Source organism: Undibacterium sp. Tian12W (genome assembly GCF_049339405.1).
In the GTDB taxonomy this organism is placed as follows: domain Bacteria; phylum Pseudomonadota; class Gammaproteobacteria; order Burkholderiales; family Burkholderiaceae_D; genus Undibacterium.
The window spans coordinates 166239-181132 of record NZ_JBMPPK010000012.1 but is presented as its reverse complement, the minus strand read 5'-3'; the positions used below and the strand labels follow the sequence as shown (position 1 = coordinate 181132).

At 50.5% G+C, this 14894-nt stretch carries 15 protein-coding genes; 1 reads left to right on the top strand and 14 read right to left on the bottom strand.

Annotated features, from left to right (window positions below; genetic code table 11):
* Positions 1-37 precede the first annotated feature (37 nt).
* Entirely contained in the window at positions 38-2242 is a 2205-nt protein-coding gene (locus tag ACO0LI_RS16865) for a TonB-dependent receptor plug domain-containing protein (protein ID WP_423033893.1), read from the top strand.
* Between the two features lie 248 nt (positions 2243-2490).
* Here the strand turns inward: ACO0LI_RS16865 and ACO0LI_RS16860 are convergent, their stop codons facing one another.
* From ACO0LI_RS16860 to mnmG, 14 genes are all read right to left on the bottom strand, one after another.
* A complete protein-coding gene (locus tag ACO0LI_RS16860; RefSeq protein WP_423007140.1) occupies positions 2491-2913 on the bottom strand; it encodes a F0F1 ATP synthase subunit epsilon in 423 nt (140 codons plus the stop codon).
* A 75-nt stretch (positions 2914-2988) separates the two neighbouring features.
* Positions 2989-4395 (bottom strand): F0F1 ATP synthase subunit beta, encoded by a 1407-nt coding sequence (gene atpD / locus ACO0LI_RS16855; RefSeq protein WP_422951669.1) that lies wholly within the window; start codon positions 4393-4395, stop codon positions 2989-2991.
* A gap of 30 nt (positions 4396-4425) precedes the next feature.
* Complete coding sequence (gene atpG, locus ACO0LI_RS16850; protein WP_422951670.1) at positions 4426-5295, bottom strand: F0F1 ATP synthase subunit gamma; 870 nt, start codon at positions 5293-5295, stop codon at positions 4426-4428.
* Between the two features lie 29 nt (positions 5296-5324).
* The gene (gene atpA / locus ACO0LI_RS16845) at positions 5325-6866 is read right to left on the bottom strand and encodes a F0F1 ATP synthase subunit alpha (RefSeq protein WP_162044016.1); all 1542 of its coding nucleotides are present in this window, start codon (positions 6864-6866) and stop codon (positions 5325-5327) included.
* A gap of 26 nt (positions 6867-6892) precedes the next feature.
* Positions 6893-7426, bottom strand: a complete 534-nt coding sequence (locus tag ACO0LI_RS16840) for a F0F1 ATP synthase subunit delta (protein ID WP_422951671.1) — start codon at positions 7424-7426, stop codon at positions 6893-6895.
* Positions 7427-7428: 2 nt separating this feature from the next.
* The gene (locus tag ACO0LI_RS16835) at positions 7429-7899 is read right to left on the bottom strand and encodes a F0F1 ATP synthase subunit B (protein WP_422951672.1); all 471 of its coding nucleotides are present in this window, start codon (positions 7897-7899) and stop codon (positions 7429-7431) included.
* 65 nt (positions 7900-7964) lie between these two features.
* Positions 7965-8207 carry a F0F1 ATP synthase subunit C gene (atpE, locus tag ACO0LI_RS16830; protein WP_186917574.1) on the bottom strand — a complete coding sequence of 81 codons (243 nt, stop codon included), beginning with the start codon at positions 8205-8207 and terminating at the stop codon, positions 7965-7967.
* A gap of 91 nt (positions 8208-8298) precedes the next feature.
* Complete coding sequence (atpB, locus tag ACO0LI_RS16825; RefSeq protein ID WP_423033891.1) at positions 8299-9129, bottom strand: F0F1 ATP synthase subunit A; 831 nt, start codon at positions 9127-9129, stop codon at positions 8299-8301.
* 2 nt (positions 9130-9131) lie between these two features.
* Positions 9132-9470, bottom strand: coding sequence for an ATP synthase subunit I (locus ACO0LI_RS16820; protein ID WP_162044020.1), 339 nt, complete (start codon positions 9468-9470; stop codon positions 9132-9134).
* A gap of 321 nt (positions 9471-9791) precedes the next feature.
* On the bottom strand, positions 9792-10358 hold the full coding sequence (locus tag ACO0LI_RS16815) for an RBBP9/YdeN family alpha/beta hydrolase (RefSeq protein WP_423033889.1): 567 nt from the start codon (positions 10356-10358) through the stop codon (positions 9792-9794).
* A 13-nt stretch (positions 10359-10371) separates the two neighbouring features.
* A complete protein-coding gene (locus tag ACO0LI_RS16810; protein WP_422951675.1) occupies positions 10372-11265 on the bottom strand; it encodes a ParB/RepB/Spo0J family partition protein in 894 nt (297 codons plus the stop codon).
* Between the two features lie 2 nt (positions 11266-11267).
* A complete protein-coding gene (locus ACO0LI_RS16805; protein ID WP_186954433.1) occupies positions 11268-12044 on the bottom strand; it encodes a ParA family protein in 777 nt (258 codons plus the stop codon).
* A 16-nt stretch (positions 12045-12060) separates the two neighbouring features.
* A complete protein-coding gene (gene rsmG, locus ACO0LI_RS16800) occupies positions 12061-12711 on the bottom strand; it encodes a 16S rRNA (guanine(527)-N(7))-methyltransferase RsmG (RefSeq protein WP_422951676.1) in 651 nt (216 codons plus the stop codon).
* Positions 12712-12843: 132 nt separating this feature from the next.
* Positions 12844-14799, bottom strand: a complete 1956-nt coding sequence (gene mnmG, locus ACO0LI_RS16795) for a tRNA uridine-5-carboxymethylaminomethyl(34) synthesis enzyme MnmG (RefSeq protein ID WP_423033887.1) — start codon at positions 14797-14799, stop codon at positions 12844-12846.
* Positions 14800-14894 lie beyond the last annotated feature (95 nt).

The window sequence follows — 14894 nt, the reverse complement described above, 5'->3', positions numbered from 1 at the left end:
TTTCAAGTAAGAGTCGCAGCACCATGAGCATACAGCCTTGATCAGGTCATCTGCTATCTGTGACCTGACTTTGCTGCTGCTCGCGCCTGGCACTATGGCCGTTAGTATGGCTGCGTCCATGGCAGGCGAAGCTCAACCGTATCAAACTATACCGCAACAAGTCATAGTGACCGGTGGGCCAACTGAGATGAATGCCAGACGGGACTCTACTGCAGGCAAGATTACAATAGGCCGCAAGCGCATAGAAGAAAGTGGCGTCGAGAAGGTTGGGGATTTGCTTGCACGCGAACCGGGGCTGCCCAGCACTTTGGATGCGCTTGGCAGTCCGACTTATACACAGTTTCTGATCGATGGTTTGCCCCCTGCCAAAAACCAGAATCTCGCAGACATGGATTTGCAGTTGGTCGAGAAAATTGAAATCATCAAAACCACAGTCGCTGAATTTGGCCCGTATGGCATTGCTGGCACCATCAATATCATCACCCGCAAAATCATAGCCGAACAAAAAAAGACAGACGTCAGGGTCGCGTACAACACCATTGCCGGTCAACCAGGTATCAATCTTTCTTCGTCTTTGAGCCACGGAAAAGAAGAAGATGTGCTGAGCATGAATATGCAACTGTCTTCATCTTACAAAACCATGGAAAACAATAGCAGCCTGAACCAGACTGCCAGTCCATCGGGAAGTGGCACCGCACAACAATTACAGGGACAGGCGAATACAAGCAATCGCTTTGTGACGCTGGCGGCATCAGGCAATGTGATCTGGCGCCCTTCCCAGCCTCACCAGCTTATCTTCTCGCCAGCCATTAATACCAGCACCAGCGTTTGGGCAAATAGTAATATCCGTCAATGGGATGATGGCAGCAGCCTGGAGATGAATGAGCATTTTCACGGACATACGGAACAACTCAGCCTGCCGCTAAGCTGGACTATTCGCCTTGATGAACAGAGCCAGTTAATGCTATCAGCGCGTATCAACCGTGACCGCGGTCGTACGGAAACAGTCTGGAATGAATACCGCAGCAGCCTGGGAAACAGCCTGCGTCGTACTTCTGCTGATAACTCAAGTAATGCAGTTACATTCAAACTCGACTATAAAACCGTACTGGCAGATGCACATGAAATCAAGACTGGCATGCATTTGACGCGTAGTGGTGACAGCGTGGATGAAAAACACTGGCTCAACGGCAATCCTGACCTGGCTCTTGATGAATTCAATGCGCCCTACCGTCTTGTAGAAACAAGGGCGCGCTGGTTCTGGCAAGATGACTGGCGCCTTGACGATAGTCTGTCCCTGAATCTTGGCATATCCGGAGAGCAGACTACACTGGATCTGCAAGAGCGACACTATCAGCCCCATGCCCTTTATCGCGTGCTGTCGCCATCCATGCATCTGCTAAAGAAGCTGACCACTGAAGGTACGCAAAGAGTGCGCGTTAGTCTTGCACGCTCGTTTAATGCACCGCGCTCCAGCGATTTGATGCAGCGCCCGGTGATTAATGCCCTGGCTCCATGCCTGGAGAATGGCCGGTGTATTACGAATGGCATAGAAACCGCAGACAGTTCTGGAAATCCGGATTTGCAGCCTGAGCGTTCCCTGGGGCTGAATATCACTTACGAATATGATCTGGCTGCGAATAGTCTTTTGTCCCTGGGTTTATACACTAGGGATGTCGTTAAAAAGCGCGGCTCGGAAATACGCCTGGAGAATGTGACCTGGTCAAATCAGGCGCGTTATATATACCGTCCAGTGAATTTTGGCGATGCCAGTGTGCGGGGCATGGACATGGAATTGCAACTGGCTTTGCGCGATCTGAGTGCACAAGCACCGGATGCCAGCTTGCGCGCAGGCTTGGGCCTGGCACGCTCCAGGGTAAATATACGTTCAGGACTGGACATGCTGACGGATAGCCAGACGCCGTGGAATGCCAAACTGGGCGCGAGTTATACGGCCAGGGCCTTGCCTTTGAAACTGGATATCGATGCCAGCTGGACACCCGGGAACTGGGTGCGCATCAATGCACAGCAGCGCTCTTTCTCCCCTAGGCAATTTATCCTGAATGCAGGGGCCATCTGGAAATTCAATCCGGAAACCAGCCTGACGATTAATTTGGAAAATATGCTGACAGACAGCAGAACTAGCGTGACTGAGTATGCGAACGTTGATGGTGTAGTGCGGCAGCAGAGCCTGAACAAATCGCATACCCGTTTGAGTATGCGCTTGAATTTCAAACTCTGAATAACTTGGTTCTGCATGCACCGGTTGGATAAAAACGAATTTCTCCAATGAGGCATCAAGGTAATCTCTCACTACTGTCCAGTTCTCGCCAGATATGCTGATGGATATAGACTAAGTTTATTCAATTGCGCTGAGGCAGTGGGTAAGATAAAGGCTGATGCTGAGGCAGCGCCAAAAACAAAAGGCAGCCAAGGCTGCCTTTTGTTTTTATGCTTGCTTACTACGCAGCGGTATGAACCACTATCGTATTAACGCTTTTGACGCAATCTTTGTATCGCTGCCAATTGGGCGATCGCGGATGCCAGTTCTGCCTGTGCTTGCGCATAGTCAATTTTGGAATCACGATTAACCAAAGCTTGTTCTGCCAGTTTCTTGGCTTCGCTGGCTTTGGCTTCGTCCAGATCTTGACCGCGAATCGCGGTATCGGCCAAAACTGTCACTGCATTCGGTTGCACTTCAAGCAGGCCACCGGCGACGAATACGAACTCGTCTTCGGCTTTGCCCGGAACCTTGATGCGCACCGCACCCGGCTTGATGCGGGTAATCAGTGGTGTATGTTTCGGATAGATACCCAATTCACCAGCCTCACCCGGCAACGCGACGAATTCGGCTTCACCGGAGAAGATCAGCTCTTCTGCAGAAACCACGTCAACGTGAATAGTGTGTGCCATGTTGGACCCTTATTATTCGCTCAAAAAAGCTATGGTGCAGTCAATATCAACTGCACCGCCAGTGCGCTTAATTAATTAAGCAGCAGCCAGTTTTTTCGCTTTTTCGATTGCTTCGTCGATAGTACCTACCATGTAGAACGCTTGTTCTGGCAAGTGATCGAGTTCGCCGGAAGCGATCATTTTGAAACCACGGATCGTTTCTTTCAAGGAAACGTATTTACCTGGAGCACCGGTAAACACTTCAGCAACGTGGAAAGGCTGAGACAGGAAACGCTGCATCTTACGTGCACGTGCAACCAGCAGTTTGTCTTCAGGAGCCAATTCATCCATACCCAGAATCGCGATAATGTCACGCAATTCTTTGTAGCGTTGCAGAGTACCTTGAACAGCGCGGGCTGTTTCATAGTGTTCTACACCAACCACTTGTGGGTCCAGCTGACGGGATGTTGAATCCAGTGGATCAACCGCAGGGTAGATACCCAGGGAAGCGATGTCACGGGACAGAACAACGGTGGAATCCAAGTGAGCAAATGTTGTTGCTGGAGATGGATCGGTCAAGTCATCCGCTGGAACATATACGGCCTGAATGGACGTAATGGAACCAGTTTTAGTGGAAGTAATACGCTCTTGCAGACGGCCCATTTCTTCAGCCAGAGTAGGTTGATAACCCACAGCGGAAGGCATACGACCCAGCAAAGCGGATACTTCAGTACCGGCCAGTGTGTAACGGTAGATGTTATCCACGAAGAACAAAACGTCTTTGCCTTCGTCACGGAAACCTTCAGCAATCGTCAAACCTGTCAGAGCAACGCGCAGACGGTTACCTGGTGGTTCATTCATCTGACCATACACCATCGCAACTTTGGAGTTTTCTGGATTTTCCAGATCAACCACTTTTGCGTCAGCCATTTCGTGGTAGAAGTCATTACCCTCACGAGTACGCTCACCCACACCGGCAAACACGGACAAACCGCTGTGTGCCTTGGCGATGTTGTTAATCAGTTCCATCATGTTAACGGTCTTGCCTACACCCGCACCACCGAACAGACCGACCTTACCACCTTTAGCGAATGGGCAAACCAGGTCAATAACCTTGATACCGGTTTCCAGCAATTCCTGGGATGGGGACAGTTCGTCGTATGCAGGGGCTTTACGGTGGATGGATGCTGTCTGCTCACGGCTGACAGGACCACATTCATCGATAGGGTTGCCCAGTACGTCCATGATGCGGCCCAGCGTTGCTTTGCCGGTTGGTACCATGATAGGTTTGCCAGTGTTGGAAATAATCATGCCGCGACGCAGACCATCAGAAGTACCCAGCGCAATAGTACGGACGATGCCGTCACCCAATTGCTGCTGAACTTCCAATGTCAGCTCGGAGCCTTCCATTTTCAAGGCGTCATAAATCTTAGGCATCGCGTCGCGTGGAAATTCAACGTCCACAACAGCGCCGATACACTGAACGATTTTGCCATTAGCCATGTTCGTTCCTTCTTAATATTTAAATTCAGTTTAGACCGCTGCCGCGCCGGCGACGATCTCGGAGAGCTCTTTGGTAATGGCGGCTTGACGGGTTTTGTTATAAACCAGTTTCAGTTCGCCAATCACGTTACCTGCGTTATCAGTTGCTGATTTCATCGCCACCATACGGGCCGATTGTTCAGATGCCATGTTTTCCGCTACGGCCTGGAAAATCAGTGCTTCTACATAACGTATCAACAATTCATCAATGACCGTTGCCGCATCTGGCTCATACAGATAATCCCAGGTATGGGCATTTTTATCTGTCGCCAGTTTGTCCGCTGTCAGGGGCAACAACTGCTCCATCACCGGCTCTTGCTTCATGGTGTTGATGAATCTTGTATAACTCAGGTAAACCGCGTCCAGCTTGCCTTCCTGATACGCATCCAGCAAAACTTTGACTGGACCTATCAGTTTGTCGAGGTGAGGAGTGTCGCCCAATTGTGTAACATGGGAAACCACTTGCGCACCTACGCGATTCAGGAAGCCGAGACCTTTATTACCAATTGCGACCGCTTCTATCTTTGAACCCTTACCTTCGAGTTCACGCATTTTGCTGGTGACCAGACGCAACACGTTGGTGTTGAGACCGCCACACAAACCTTTATCTGTCGTTACAACAATCACGCCAACTTTCTTGGACAGATCTTGTTGCACCATAAAAGGATGCGTGTACTCTGGGTTGGCCTGTGACAAGTTAGCCGTAATCGTACGAATCTTTTCACTGTACGGGCGAGCCGCACGCATCCGGTCTTGCGCTTTACGCATTTTGGATGCAGCGACCATTTCCATCGCCTTCGTGATCTTCTTCGTATTTTCTACGCTTTTGATCTTGCCACGTATCTCTTTGCCTGCAGCCATGAGTATTGACTCCTTCTAGCTACAGTAAATTAATAGGCGCCGGATTTTTTGAAATCAGCAATTGCGGCAGCCATGGCAGCTTCGCCATCTTTGTCCAGTTGCTTGGTTTCTTCGATCTTCTGCAGCAATGCTGCATGGCTCGTTTTCATGAAATTGTGCACGCCTGCTTCGAATGCCAGCACTTGCTTGACCGGTACATCATCCAGGAAGCCTTTGTTCACGGAGAACAATGTAACGGCCATCAGGGAGATGGACAGTGGAGCGTATTGAGCTTGCTTCAACAATTCAGTAACGCGGGCACCACGATCGAGCTGCTTGCGTGTTACTTCATCGAGGTCAGAAGCGAACTGGGCAAACGCTGCCAATTCACGGTACTGTGCCAAGTCATTACGGATACCGCCGGACAAGTTTTTGATAACTTTAGTCTGAGCAGCACCACCAACGCGGGACACCGAGATACCAGCGTTAATCGCTGGACGGATACCTGCATTGAACAAGGATGTTTCCAGGAAGATCTGACCGTCAGTAATCGAAATTACGTTGGTAGGAACGAACGCGGAAACGTCACCAGCCTGAGTTTCAATGATAGGCAATGCTGTCAAAGAACCTGTTTTACCTTTAACTTCACCTTTGGTGAAAGCTTCAACGTAGTCTGGGTTAACGCGTGCTGCACGTTCCAGCAAACGGCTGTGCAAATAGAATACGTCACCTGGGTAAGCTTCGCGGCCTGGTGGACGGCGCAGCAACAGGGAAACCTGACGGTAAGCAACAGCTTGTTTGGACAGATCATCATAAATGATCAGTGCATCTTGACCGCGGTCACGGAAGTATTCGCCCATCGCGCAACCGGAGTATGCGGATACGTATTGCATCGCTGCAGATTCAGCAGCAGTAGCAGCAACAACGATGGTGTATTCCATGGCGCCGTGTGCTTCGAGAGCGCGCACAACGTTTTTAACGGAAGAAGCTTTTTGACCAATCGCTACATAGATACATGTAACGTTTTGACCTTTTTGATTGATCACGGCATCGATCGCAACAGCTGTTTTACCAGTTTGACGATCGCCAATGATCAATTCGCGCTGACCACGGCCAACCGGTACCATGGAGTCGATAGACTTCAGGCCAGTTTGCATAGGTTCAGAAACGGATTGACGTGCAATAACGCCAGGCGCAATCTTTTCGATAGGCGCGGACAGTTTTGCATTGATAGGACCTTTGCCGTCGATAGGCTGACCCAGCGCGTTAACTACACGACCACGCAGTTCTGGACCGATAGGCACTTCCAGAATACGGCCAGTACATTTAACTGTATCGCCTTCGGAAATGTGTTCGTAGTCACCCAGGATAACGGCGCCAACGGAATCACGTTCCAGATTCAATGCCAGACCAAATGTGTTGCCTGGGAATTCCAGCATCTCGCCTTGCATCGCGTCAGACAGACCGTGAATGCGGCAGATACCGTCGGTAACGGAGATAACCGTACCTTGATTGCGAATCTCAGCTGTGTCGCCAAGGCCTTGAATCCGGCTCTTGATCAACTCGCTGATTTCAGATGGGTTGAGTTGCATACTAACTCCTAATATTTATTACGTTCTTACGCGGTCAGGGCGACGTGCATTTTCTGCAGCTTCGCGCGTACCGACGTGTCGAGCACCTGATCACCAACCACGATGCGTACACCACCGATCAAAGAGGAATCCACTTTGACTGTAGGGTGCAACTTGCGGCCAAATTTCTTTTCCAACAACGCTGAGAGTTCGCTCAACTGAGCTGCCGTCATATCAAATGCGCTGGTTACTTCTGCATCTGCAGCGCCTTCGTGGGCGTTTTTCAGAGCGTGGAACTGGAAAGCGATTTCGGGCAACAAAGTCAGGCGGTCATAGTCAGCAAGTGTGTTGATGAAGTTTTTTGCTTCAGCAGTCACTGGAGATTTGATCGCAGACAAGAAAATCTCAGCTTTTTGATCAGCCGAGACTTTGGGGTTGTGTGCAAGAGCTTGTACATCGGGATGCGCACCTACCTGTGCCATTTCGGTAACCAGGTCCGACCAGGCGGACAGGTTACCGGCTTGGGCAACACGAAACAGCGCTTCTGCGTAAGGACGAGCGATCGTTGCGATTTCGGCCATGATTACAGCTCGGTTTTCAGTTGGTTCAACAGATCAGCGTGAGCAGATGCGTTGACTTCACGTTTCAGAATTTGTTCTGCGCCTTTGACTGCCAGAGTGGCAACCTGGTCGCGCAATTCTTCGCGTGCTTTAGTCACTTGATTTTCAGCATCTGCTTTTGCTGCAGCAATAATGCGGGCAGCTTCAGCAGCAGCAGTGTTGCGAGCTTCTTCAACGATCAGAGCAGCGCGTTTTTCTGCGTTGATGATATGTGTTTTGCTCTCTTCACCAGCAGCAGCCAATTGAGCCTGCACGCGCTTTTCAGCAGCTTGCATTTCCAACTTGCCTTTATCAGCAGCAGCCAAACCGTCTGCAATGCGCTTCATGCGCTCATCGATCGCACCAATCACTGGTGGCCAGATGAATTTTGCAGTCACCAAAGCCAGGATGAAAAACACCCCAGCCTGATACCACATAGATAGATTCAGATTCACTTTAGTTTCCTTATCAAATTAATCGTTCCGCAGGCCAGAGACCTGCGGTAGAAAAAGGAAAGCTATTAGCCTTTGAATGGGTTTGCAGTTGCGAAGAACATGGCGATACCAACACCGATAATGAACGCAGCATCGATCAGACCAGCCAACAACAACATTTTACCTTGCAGTTTGTCCATCAATTCTGGTTGACGAGCAGACGCTTCCAGATATTTACCACCCATCATAGCGATACCGATACAAGCACCCAAAGCGCCCAAACCGATGATCAAACCACAAGCCAATGCAACGAAAGCGACGTTAGTCATGAGAAAACTCCTAGAAAGTTAAAATTAAAATACCAAAATCAAAAAACTAAAACCAAAACTAAAACCAAAAACCTAAAACTTCAAAACTTAATTAATGCGCTTCGTGAGCCTGACCCATATATACCAGAGTCAACATCATGAAAATAAACGCTTGCAGAGGTACGATCAGGATGTGGAAGATGCACCAGGCAGAACCCAGTACCAAATGACCAATACCGCCGAAGATGGAATCGGAAGCACCCAGCAAAGCTGCAATCAACAGGAACAACAATTCGCCGGCAAACATGTTGCCGAACAACCGCATACCGAGCGAGAAAGTTTTCGCTGCGTATTCAACCAGATTCAATGCCAGATTGAAAGGGAAGAGCATAGGACCAAACGGTGCGCTGAACAATTCCTTGATGAAACCGCCCACGCCTTTGATCTTGAAGCTGTAATACATCATCAGGCAGAAAATACCGATGGAGATACCGAGAGTACCGTTCAAGTCAGCAGTGGGAACCACGCGGTGAGGCATTTCATGATCCAGGCCAAACGCCGGGAACAGCCATTGAGAGAACAGATCAACTGGCAGGAAATCCAGGGAGTTCATCAATACCACCCAGACAAATACCGACAAGGCCATAGGAGCGATGAAGCTGGTGTTGCCGTGAACGATGCTTTTTGCATTGTTGTCGACCATCTCGATCAGCATTTCTACTGCGCACTGGAAACGGCCAGGTACGCCGGAAGTTGCCTTGCGTGCTGCCATGTACATAATGATAGTACCGAGCAAGCCGCAAACGACTGACCAGATAACCGTATCAATATTGACATACGACATGTCCCACAGGGACGTTTGTGCCTGATGGCCGTGGTTTGTCAAATGCCCAAGGTGATGGGCTATATATTCTGACGGAGTGACTTGTTCAGCTGAGCTCATGATCAGTGCCTAAAGAGTAAAATGAAATAACTTTTCAGTACGACGATGAAGGCGATCAAAAAGGCCGGCCAGTTGACATCGGGGTACCAGAAGACAACCGCTGCCATCAGCGCGACTGTCGATATAACTTTGAAAAATTCACCGATGAAAAAACTCATCGGATTTGCTCCTCCAGGCCTCCGGGCGCTCATAGTCAGGCGCAACGCGAACAAGGCATTTGGGATCGCACAGGATAATCCACCGAACAGGGCAGACAATCCGTAAGAAATATTGCCGAAAATTCCAGCAAGCAAGCCCGCAACCAGCGCTGCTACCAGTTGCAGCAGTATGATGCGTGCCATGCTTCCCTCATTTATCCAGGACTTGCGCAAAATAGCAGCAATGGATCAAACCCATCACCAGCCCCAATACCCAGTTTTGCACTGTGTTCATCAGGGGCTTTGCTGGACTATCTTGCGTAAGTCCTACAATTTTATAAATATGACAGTTGAATTTGACTGGCTTGCCACTATATAACCGGGCAGCGCAAATCCTCGCCAATCAAAACCACGGAATTATACGTGGTAGTGCGTAATAACGTCAAACGTTTGATGCATAAGGCTAAATGTTTGGTGCATTGTCTGAAAACCCTTCATTAATGCGCCATTTTGGTGCTTTTTTTATTATTGTACTGGCTGTCCCGTTTTTGCTGTTTTTGCAATCAACGCGCTCAACCATTCCTGGCCTTGCTTCCAGCTACCCAGACCAGATTCGCCATTGATATGGCCTTTTGCACCAATCAGGTGCGGCTCGGCTCCCCAATTTTTTGCCCAGGCTTGTGCAATTGACACATCGCACCATGGGTCATCACTGGATGCTACCACGGTAACCGGGAAGGGAAACCTGGCCAGCGGCATGGGATTGAAAGTGGGTGCGGGGAAATTTTCCCGCCCGACATTCGGCGGTGCCACCAGGAATGCTGCCTTGACTTTGCTTTTATCTGCCACGTCCGGCATGCCGGACACCAGCCACCAGGCAGTTAAAGCACAACCCATGCTGTGCGCCACCAGCACCACTTCGTCATCAACCGCATTAATGGCTGCTGACAAAGTGGCAACCCACACATCCTTGACCGGATGATCCCAGTCTTGTTGCTCTACTCTTTTTACATTTGGCAATTCGGCTTCCCAGCGTGTTTGCCAGTGGCCGGGGCCGGAGCTATACAGGCCGGGTAAAGTCAGTATCTGCATGGGCTGAATCTTTTTACTGTCCACGTATCTTTAAAATGATGCCATCCAGACTATCAAGGTCGGCAAAATCGATCAGCATCTGCCCCCTGCCCTTGCTGCCTAATTTAAGGGCAACCTGGGTCGCCAGCAAATCGGATAACTCTTCTTCAAGACGGGTAATGTCGCGGGATTTTTCTGCCTTGTCGCGCGGCTTGCCATTCGCACTCATCTCAGCCGTGGTCTTGGCAACCAGTTTTTCTGCTTCACGGACAGACATGCGTTTGGCGACGATCTGGTTGGCCAGCTGTATCTGGGTGGCGGCATCGGTGACCAGCAGCGAACGGGCATGGCCCATGTCGATGTCACCGGCCATCAGCATGGTTTGTACCGGCTTGGCCAGATTCAACAAGCGCAGCAGGTTGGATACCGCACTGCGTGAGCGCCCTACTGCATTGGCTGCCTGCTCATGGGTAAACGAGAAATCCGTGATCAGCCTGTGTATGCCCTGGGCTTCTTCGAGGGGATTCAGGTCTTCACGCTGCATGTTCTCGATGAGAGCCATGGCGGCGGCGGCCTGGTCATCGACATCCTTGACCAGTACCGGCACTTCTTCCATGCCCGCCATTTGCGAGGCGCGGAAACGGCGTTCACCGGCAATGATTTCGTAACGGGTTACGCCATTGTTTTGTCCTATCGGGCGAACCAGGATAGGTTGCATCAAACCCTGGGCCTTGATGGAGGCAGCCAACTCGGCCAGTGCGCCCTCGTCCATGCGGGTACGGGGTTGGTACTTACCAGCTTGCATTTGTGCAACGTTGAGGCTGGTAGGGGCACCAGTGACGGTAGGTACGGCTTCGGCAAAGTCAGCGGCACCGCCAAGCAAGGCGTCCAGGCCACGGCCCAGACCTTTTTGTTTTTTGATCGACATACTTATTTTTCCAGTTGTTTAATTCTTTCCACCATCTCTGCACCAAAGGCGATATAGGCTTGCGCCCCTTTGGATGCAGGATCAAACACCACGCCGGGGATACCGTAAGATGGTGCTTCTGCCAGACGCACATTACGCGGGATCAGGGTCTTGAAGACCTTGTCGCCAAAATGCTGCTCGAGCTGGTCAGAGACTTGTTGCGACAGCGTCATGCGCGGGTCAAACATCACGCGCAACAGGCCGACTATCTTCAAGTCAGGATTCAGGTTGGCGGAGACTTTCTTGATGGTATTGGCCAGATCAGATAAACCTTCCAGCGCATAGTATTCACACTGCATGGGGATGATCACGCCATGCGCAGCGCACAGGCCATTCAAAGTCAGCAGCGACAAGGCTGGCGGACAATCGATGAGGATGAAGTCATAGTCAGCATCGACCTTGGCCAGAGCTTCACGCAGGCGCTTGTCGCGGTTGTCCAGCGAGACCATTTCCACTTCGGCACCAGCCAGCTCACGATTGGCGGGCAAGACATCAAAGCGGCCAGATTCAGAACGCAGCTTGGCGGTGGTCACATCTGACATACCGAGCAAGACTTCATAAATGGAAGCGGTCAGCTTTGCCTTGTTGATACCTGCTCCCATGGTGGCATTACCCTGGGGGTCGAGATCAACCAGTAAGACGCGTTGATCGAGTTTCGCCAGGCCTGCGGCGAGATTGACGGTAGTTGTGGTTTTACCCACGCCACCTTTTTGGTTTGCTACACAAAAGATTTTTGCCATAGAGGTTTCCGTGAAATCAGGCCTGGGTTTTCTTGATAAAGACGAGGTGACGTTCTGCCTGCAAGCCAGGCACCGTCAAGGCTTGCAACTTATCCACATGCCAGCCAGCGGGCAGGCTGTGTATTTCCTGTGTCGGTTCTACGCCCTTCATGGCGATAAACTGGCCGCCGTCTGCCAGCAGATGTCCCGACCAGTTGACGAAATTGGCTAACTCAGAAAATGCGCGTGAAGTGATGACGTCAAAGGCGTCTTTGACCTGCAAGGCTTCTACCCTGCCGGTATGGACAGTAACATTCTTCAAACCCAGCTCAGTCTTGGCCTGGGTCAAAAAGGCAGTCTTTTTACTGACCGTATCTATCATGGACACCTTGGCCTGTGGATAAGTAATCGCCAGCATCATACCGGGCAAACCGCCACCAGCACCCACATCCAGTATATTTTTTGCATCCTTGAATGCCGGAGCCGCAGAAAGCGAATCCAGCAAATGTTGCCTGACCATTTCTTTGGGGTCGCGGATCGCCGTCAGGTTATACACAGAGTTCCATTTTGATAACAATATCAAATAAGCAATCATGTTATCAATTTGATCATTATTTAAATCCAGTGCCAATTCCTCAACACCGCTTGCCAGCATCGCTCTTAACTGTGTTTGTTCCACGTGAATCATACGGCCCTGCCCTCGATTAACTTCTTATTTTTCATTTCAGTTTTATTCTTCGTTTTAATTTCTTGTGCTTACATGCATACTCATACCAAAGCGCTTGCAAAAACACGCCTGCAATCTGATGTTCCACGTGAATCAATCTACTGGGCTTTCAGCACCCGCCTCAGCCACTGCATCAGCACTCGCCATAAACTCTTTAAAACCGCGCTTCTTCAGATGCACCAAAAGCAGGGAAATCGCTGCAGGCGTCACGCCAGAAATACGGCCACACTGGCCCAGGCTTTCAGGCTGATGCTTGTTCAGCTTTTGCCTGACTTCAATCGAAAGCCCGTTGACTTCCATATAGTCAAAAGCCACCGGCATTTTGAGGTTTTCAAAATGTGCATGGCGTTCAACCTCTTTGGCCTGCCTGTCGATGTAACCGGCATATTTAACCTGTATCTCCACCTGCTCGCGCACATGTGGATCAGCGACGCCTGGCCCGGCCAATTCCTGCCCTTCCACACCCTGCAAACTCATGAGGCTTTCATAAGTCACTTGCGGGCGACGCAGTAAATCAGCCAGGGAATATTCACGCTCCAGAGCCTTGCCTACGACACGTTCAGCTTCTACATCTGCGAGGATGCGGGGGTTGACCCAGGTCGAACGCAGCCTTTCCATTTCACGTGAAACACTTTCACGCTTTTCTTCAAACTGCTGCCATTGCGCATCGCTAACGCAACCGAGTTGACGACCTATCTCGGTCAGGCGCATATCGGCATTATCTTCACGCAAGCTCAGACGGAATTCCGCACGGCTGGTGAACATGCGGTAAGGTTCCTGTACGCCCTTGGTGATAAGGTCATCCACCAGTACACCCAGATAAGCTTCATCGCGACGCGGCACCCAGGCGTCTTTACCCTGAGTTTGCAAGGCAGCATTCAAGCCTGCCAACATACCCTGGGCAGCGGCTTCTTCGTAACCTGTCGTGCCATTGATCTGACCGGCAAAGAACAGGCCCTCAATCTGGCGGGTTTCCAGCGATGACTTCAAACCACGCGGGTCAAAATAATCATACTCAATCGCATAGCCAGGGCGCAGGATGTAAGCGTTTTCCATACCGCGCATGGAACGCACCAGGTCCAGCTGCACATCAAAAGGCAGGCTGGTAGAGATACCGTTAGGGTAAAACTCATTGGTCGTCAGTCCTTCAGGCTCCAGGAAAATCTGGTGTGATTCCTTGCTGGCGAAGCGGTGTATCTTGTCTTCTATCGACGGGCAATAGCGTGGCCCTACCCCTTCAATGACACCCGTGTACATGGGGCTGCGGTCCAGGCCAGCACGGATAATGTCGTGGGTTTTTTCATTGGTATGGGTAATCCAGCATGGCAACTGTCTTGGATGCATACTGGTGTTACCCATATAGGAGAACACTGGCACAGGATCAAGATCACCTGGCTGCTCTTGCATCAGTGAAAAATCGATGCTGCGACCGTCTATACGTGGTGGCGTACCTGTCTTCAAACGACCTTGTGGCAGCGCGAGTTCTTTCAAACGCGCAGACAAAGATATCGCTGGCGGGTCACCGGCACGGCCTGCCGAGTAGTTATTCAAACCCACATGTATCTTTCCATCAAGAAAAGTACCTGCTGTCAACACGACTGCGCGGGCGCGGAACCTGATGCCAACCTGGGTCACAGCACCAACAACACGGTTACCTTCGACCAGCAAATCATCGACTGCCTGCTGGAATAACCACAGATTAGGCTGATTTTCCAGACGACTGCGGATAGCCTGTTTGTACAAAATGCGGTCAGCCTGAGCACGGGTAGCACGTACAGCAGGGCCCTTGGATGAATTCAGGATACGAAATTGTATGCCCGCCTCATCAGTAGCAATCGCCATGGCACCGCCCATGGCATCGACCTCTTTAACCAGATGGCCCTTGCCTATCCCACCTATGGATGGATTGCAAGACATCTGACCCAGGGTCTCGATATTGTGGGTCAACAACAGTGTGGACTGCCCCATACGGGCAGCGGCAAGCGCAGCTTCGGTACCGGCGTGACCGCCGCCGACGACGATAACATCGAATTCTTTTGGATAAAACATGGTGGATTTCTGAGAAACTTGGGACGGGAGGCACGATTATAGTTTGTTTTGCGCGTAAACTTTTGTAGAACTAAAGATTCTCTTTTTATTTAGAA

Coding starts and splice junctions, on each gene's coding strand:
- ACO0LI_RS16860 (WP_423007140.1), bottom strand. CDS start 2,913: ATGGCACACACTATTCACGTTGACGTGGTTTCTGCAGAAGAGCTGATC.
- atpD (WP_422951669.1), bottom strand. CDS start 4,395: ATGGCTAATGGCAAAATCGTTCAGTGTATCGGCGCTGTTGTGGACGTT.
- atpG (WP_422951670.1), bottom strand. CDS start 5,295: ATGGCTGCAGGCAAAGAGATACGTGGCAAGATCAAAAGCGTAGAAAAT.
- atpA (WP_162044016.1), bottom strand. CDS start 6,866: ATGCAACTCAACCCATCTGAAATCAGCGAGTTGATCAAGAGCCGGATT.
- ACO0LI_RS16840 (WP_422951671.1), bottom strand. CDS start 7,426: ATGGCCGAAATCGCAACGATCGCTCGTCCTTACGCAGAAGCGCTGTTT.
- atpE (WP_186917574.1), bottom strand. CDS start 8,207: ATGACTAACGTCGCTTTCGTTGCATTGGCTTGTGGTTTGATCATCGGT.
- atpB (WP_423033891.1), bottom strand. CDS start 9,129: ATGAGCTCAGCTGAACAAGTCACTCCGTCAGAATATATAGCCCATCAC.
- ACO0LI_RS16820 (WP_162044020.1), bottom strand. CDS start 9,470: ATGGCACGCATCATACTGCTGCAACTGGTAGCAGCGCTGGTTGCGGGC.
- ACO0LI_RS16815 (WP_423033889.1), bottom strand. CDS start 10,358: ATGCAGATACTGACTTTACCCGGCCTGTATAGCTCCGGCCCCGGCCAC.
- ACO0LI_RS16810 (WP_422951675.1), bottom strand. CDS start 11,265: ATGTCGATCAAAAAACAAAAAGGTCTGGGCCGTGGCCTGGACGCCTTG.
- ACO0LI_RS16805 (WP_186954433.1), bottom strand. CDS start 12,044: ATGGCAAAAATCTTTTGTGTAGCAAACCAAAAAGGTGGCGTGGGTAAA.
- rsmG (WP_422951676.1), bottom strand. CDS start 12,711: ATGATTCACGTGGAACAAACACAGTTAAGAGCGATGCTGGCAAGCGGT.
- mnmG (WP_423033887.1), bottom strand. CDS start 14,799: ATGTTTTATCCAAAAGAATTCGATGTTATCGTCGTCGGCGGCGGTCAC.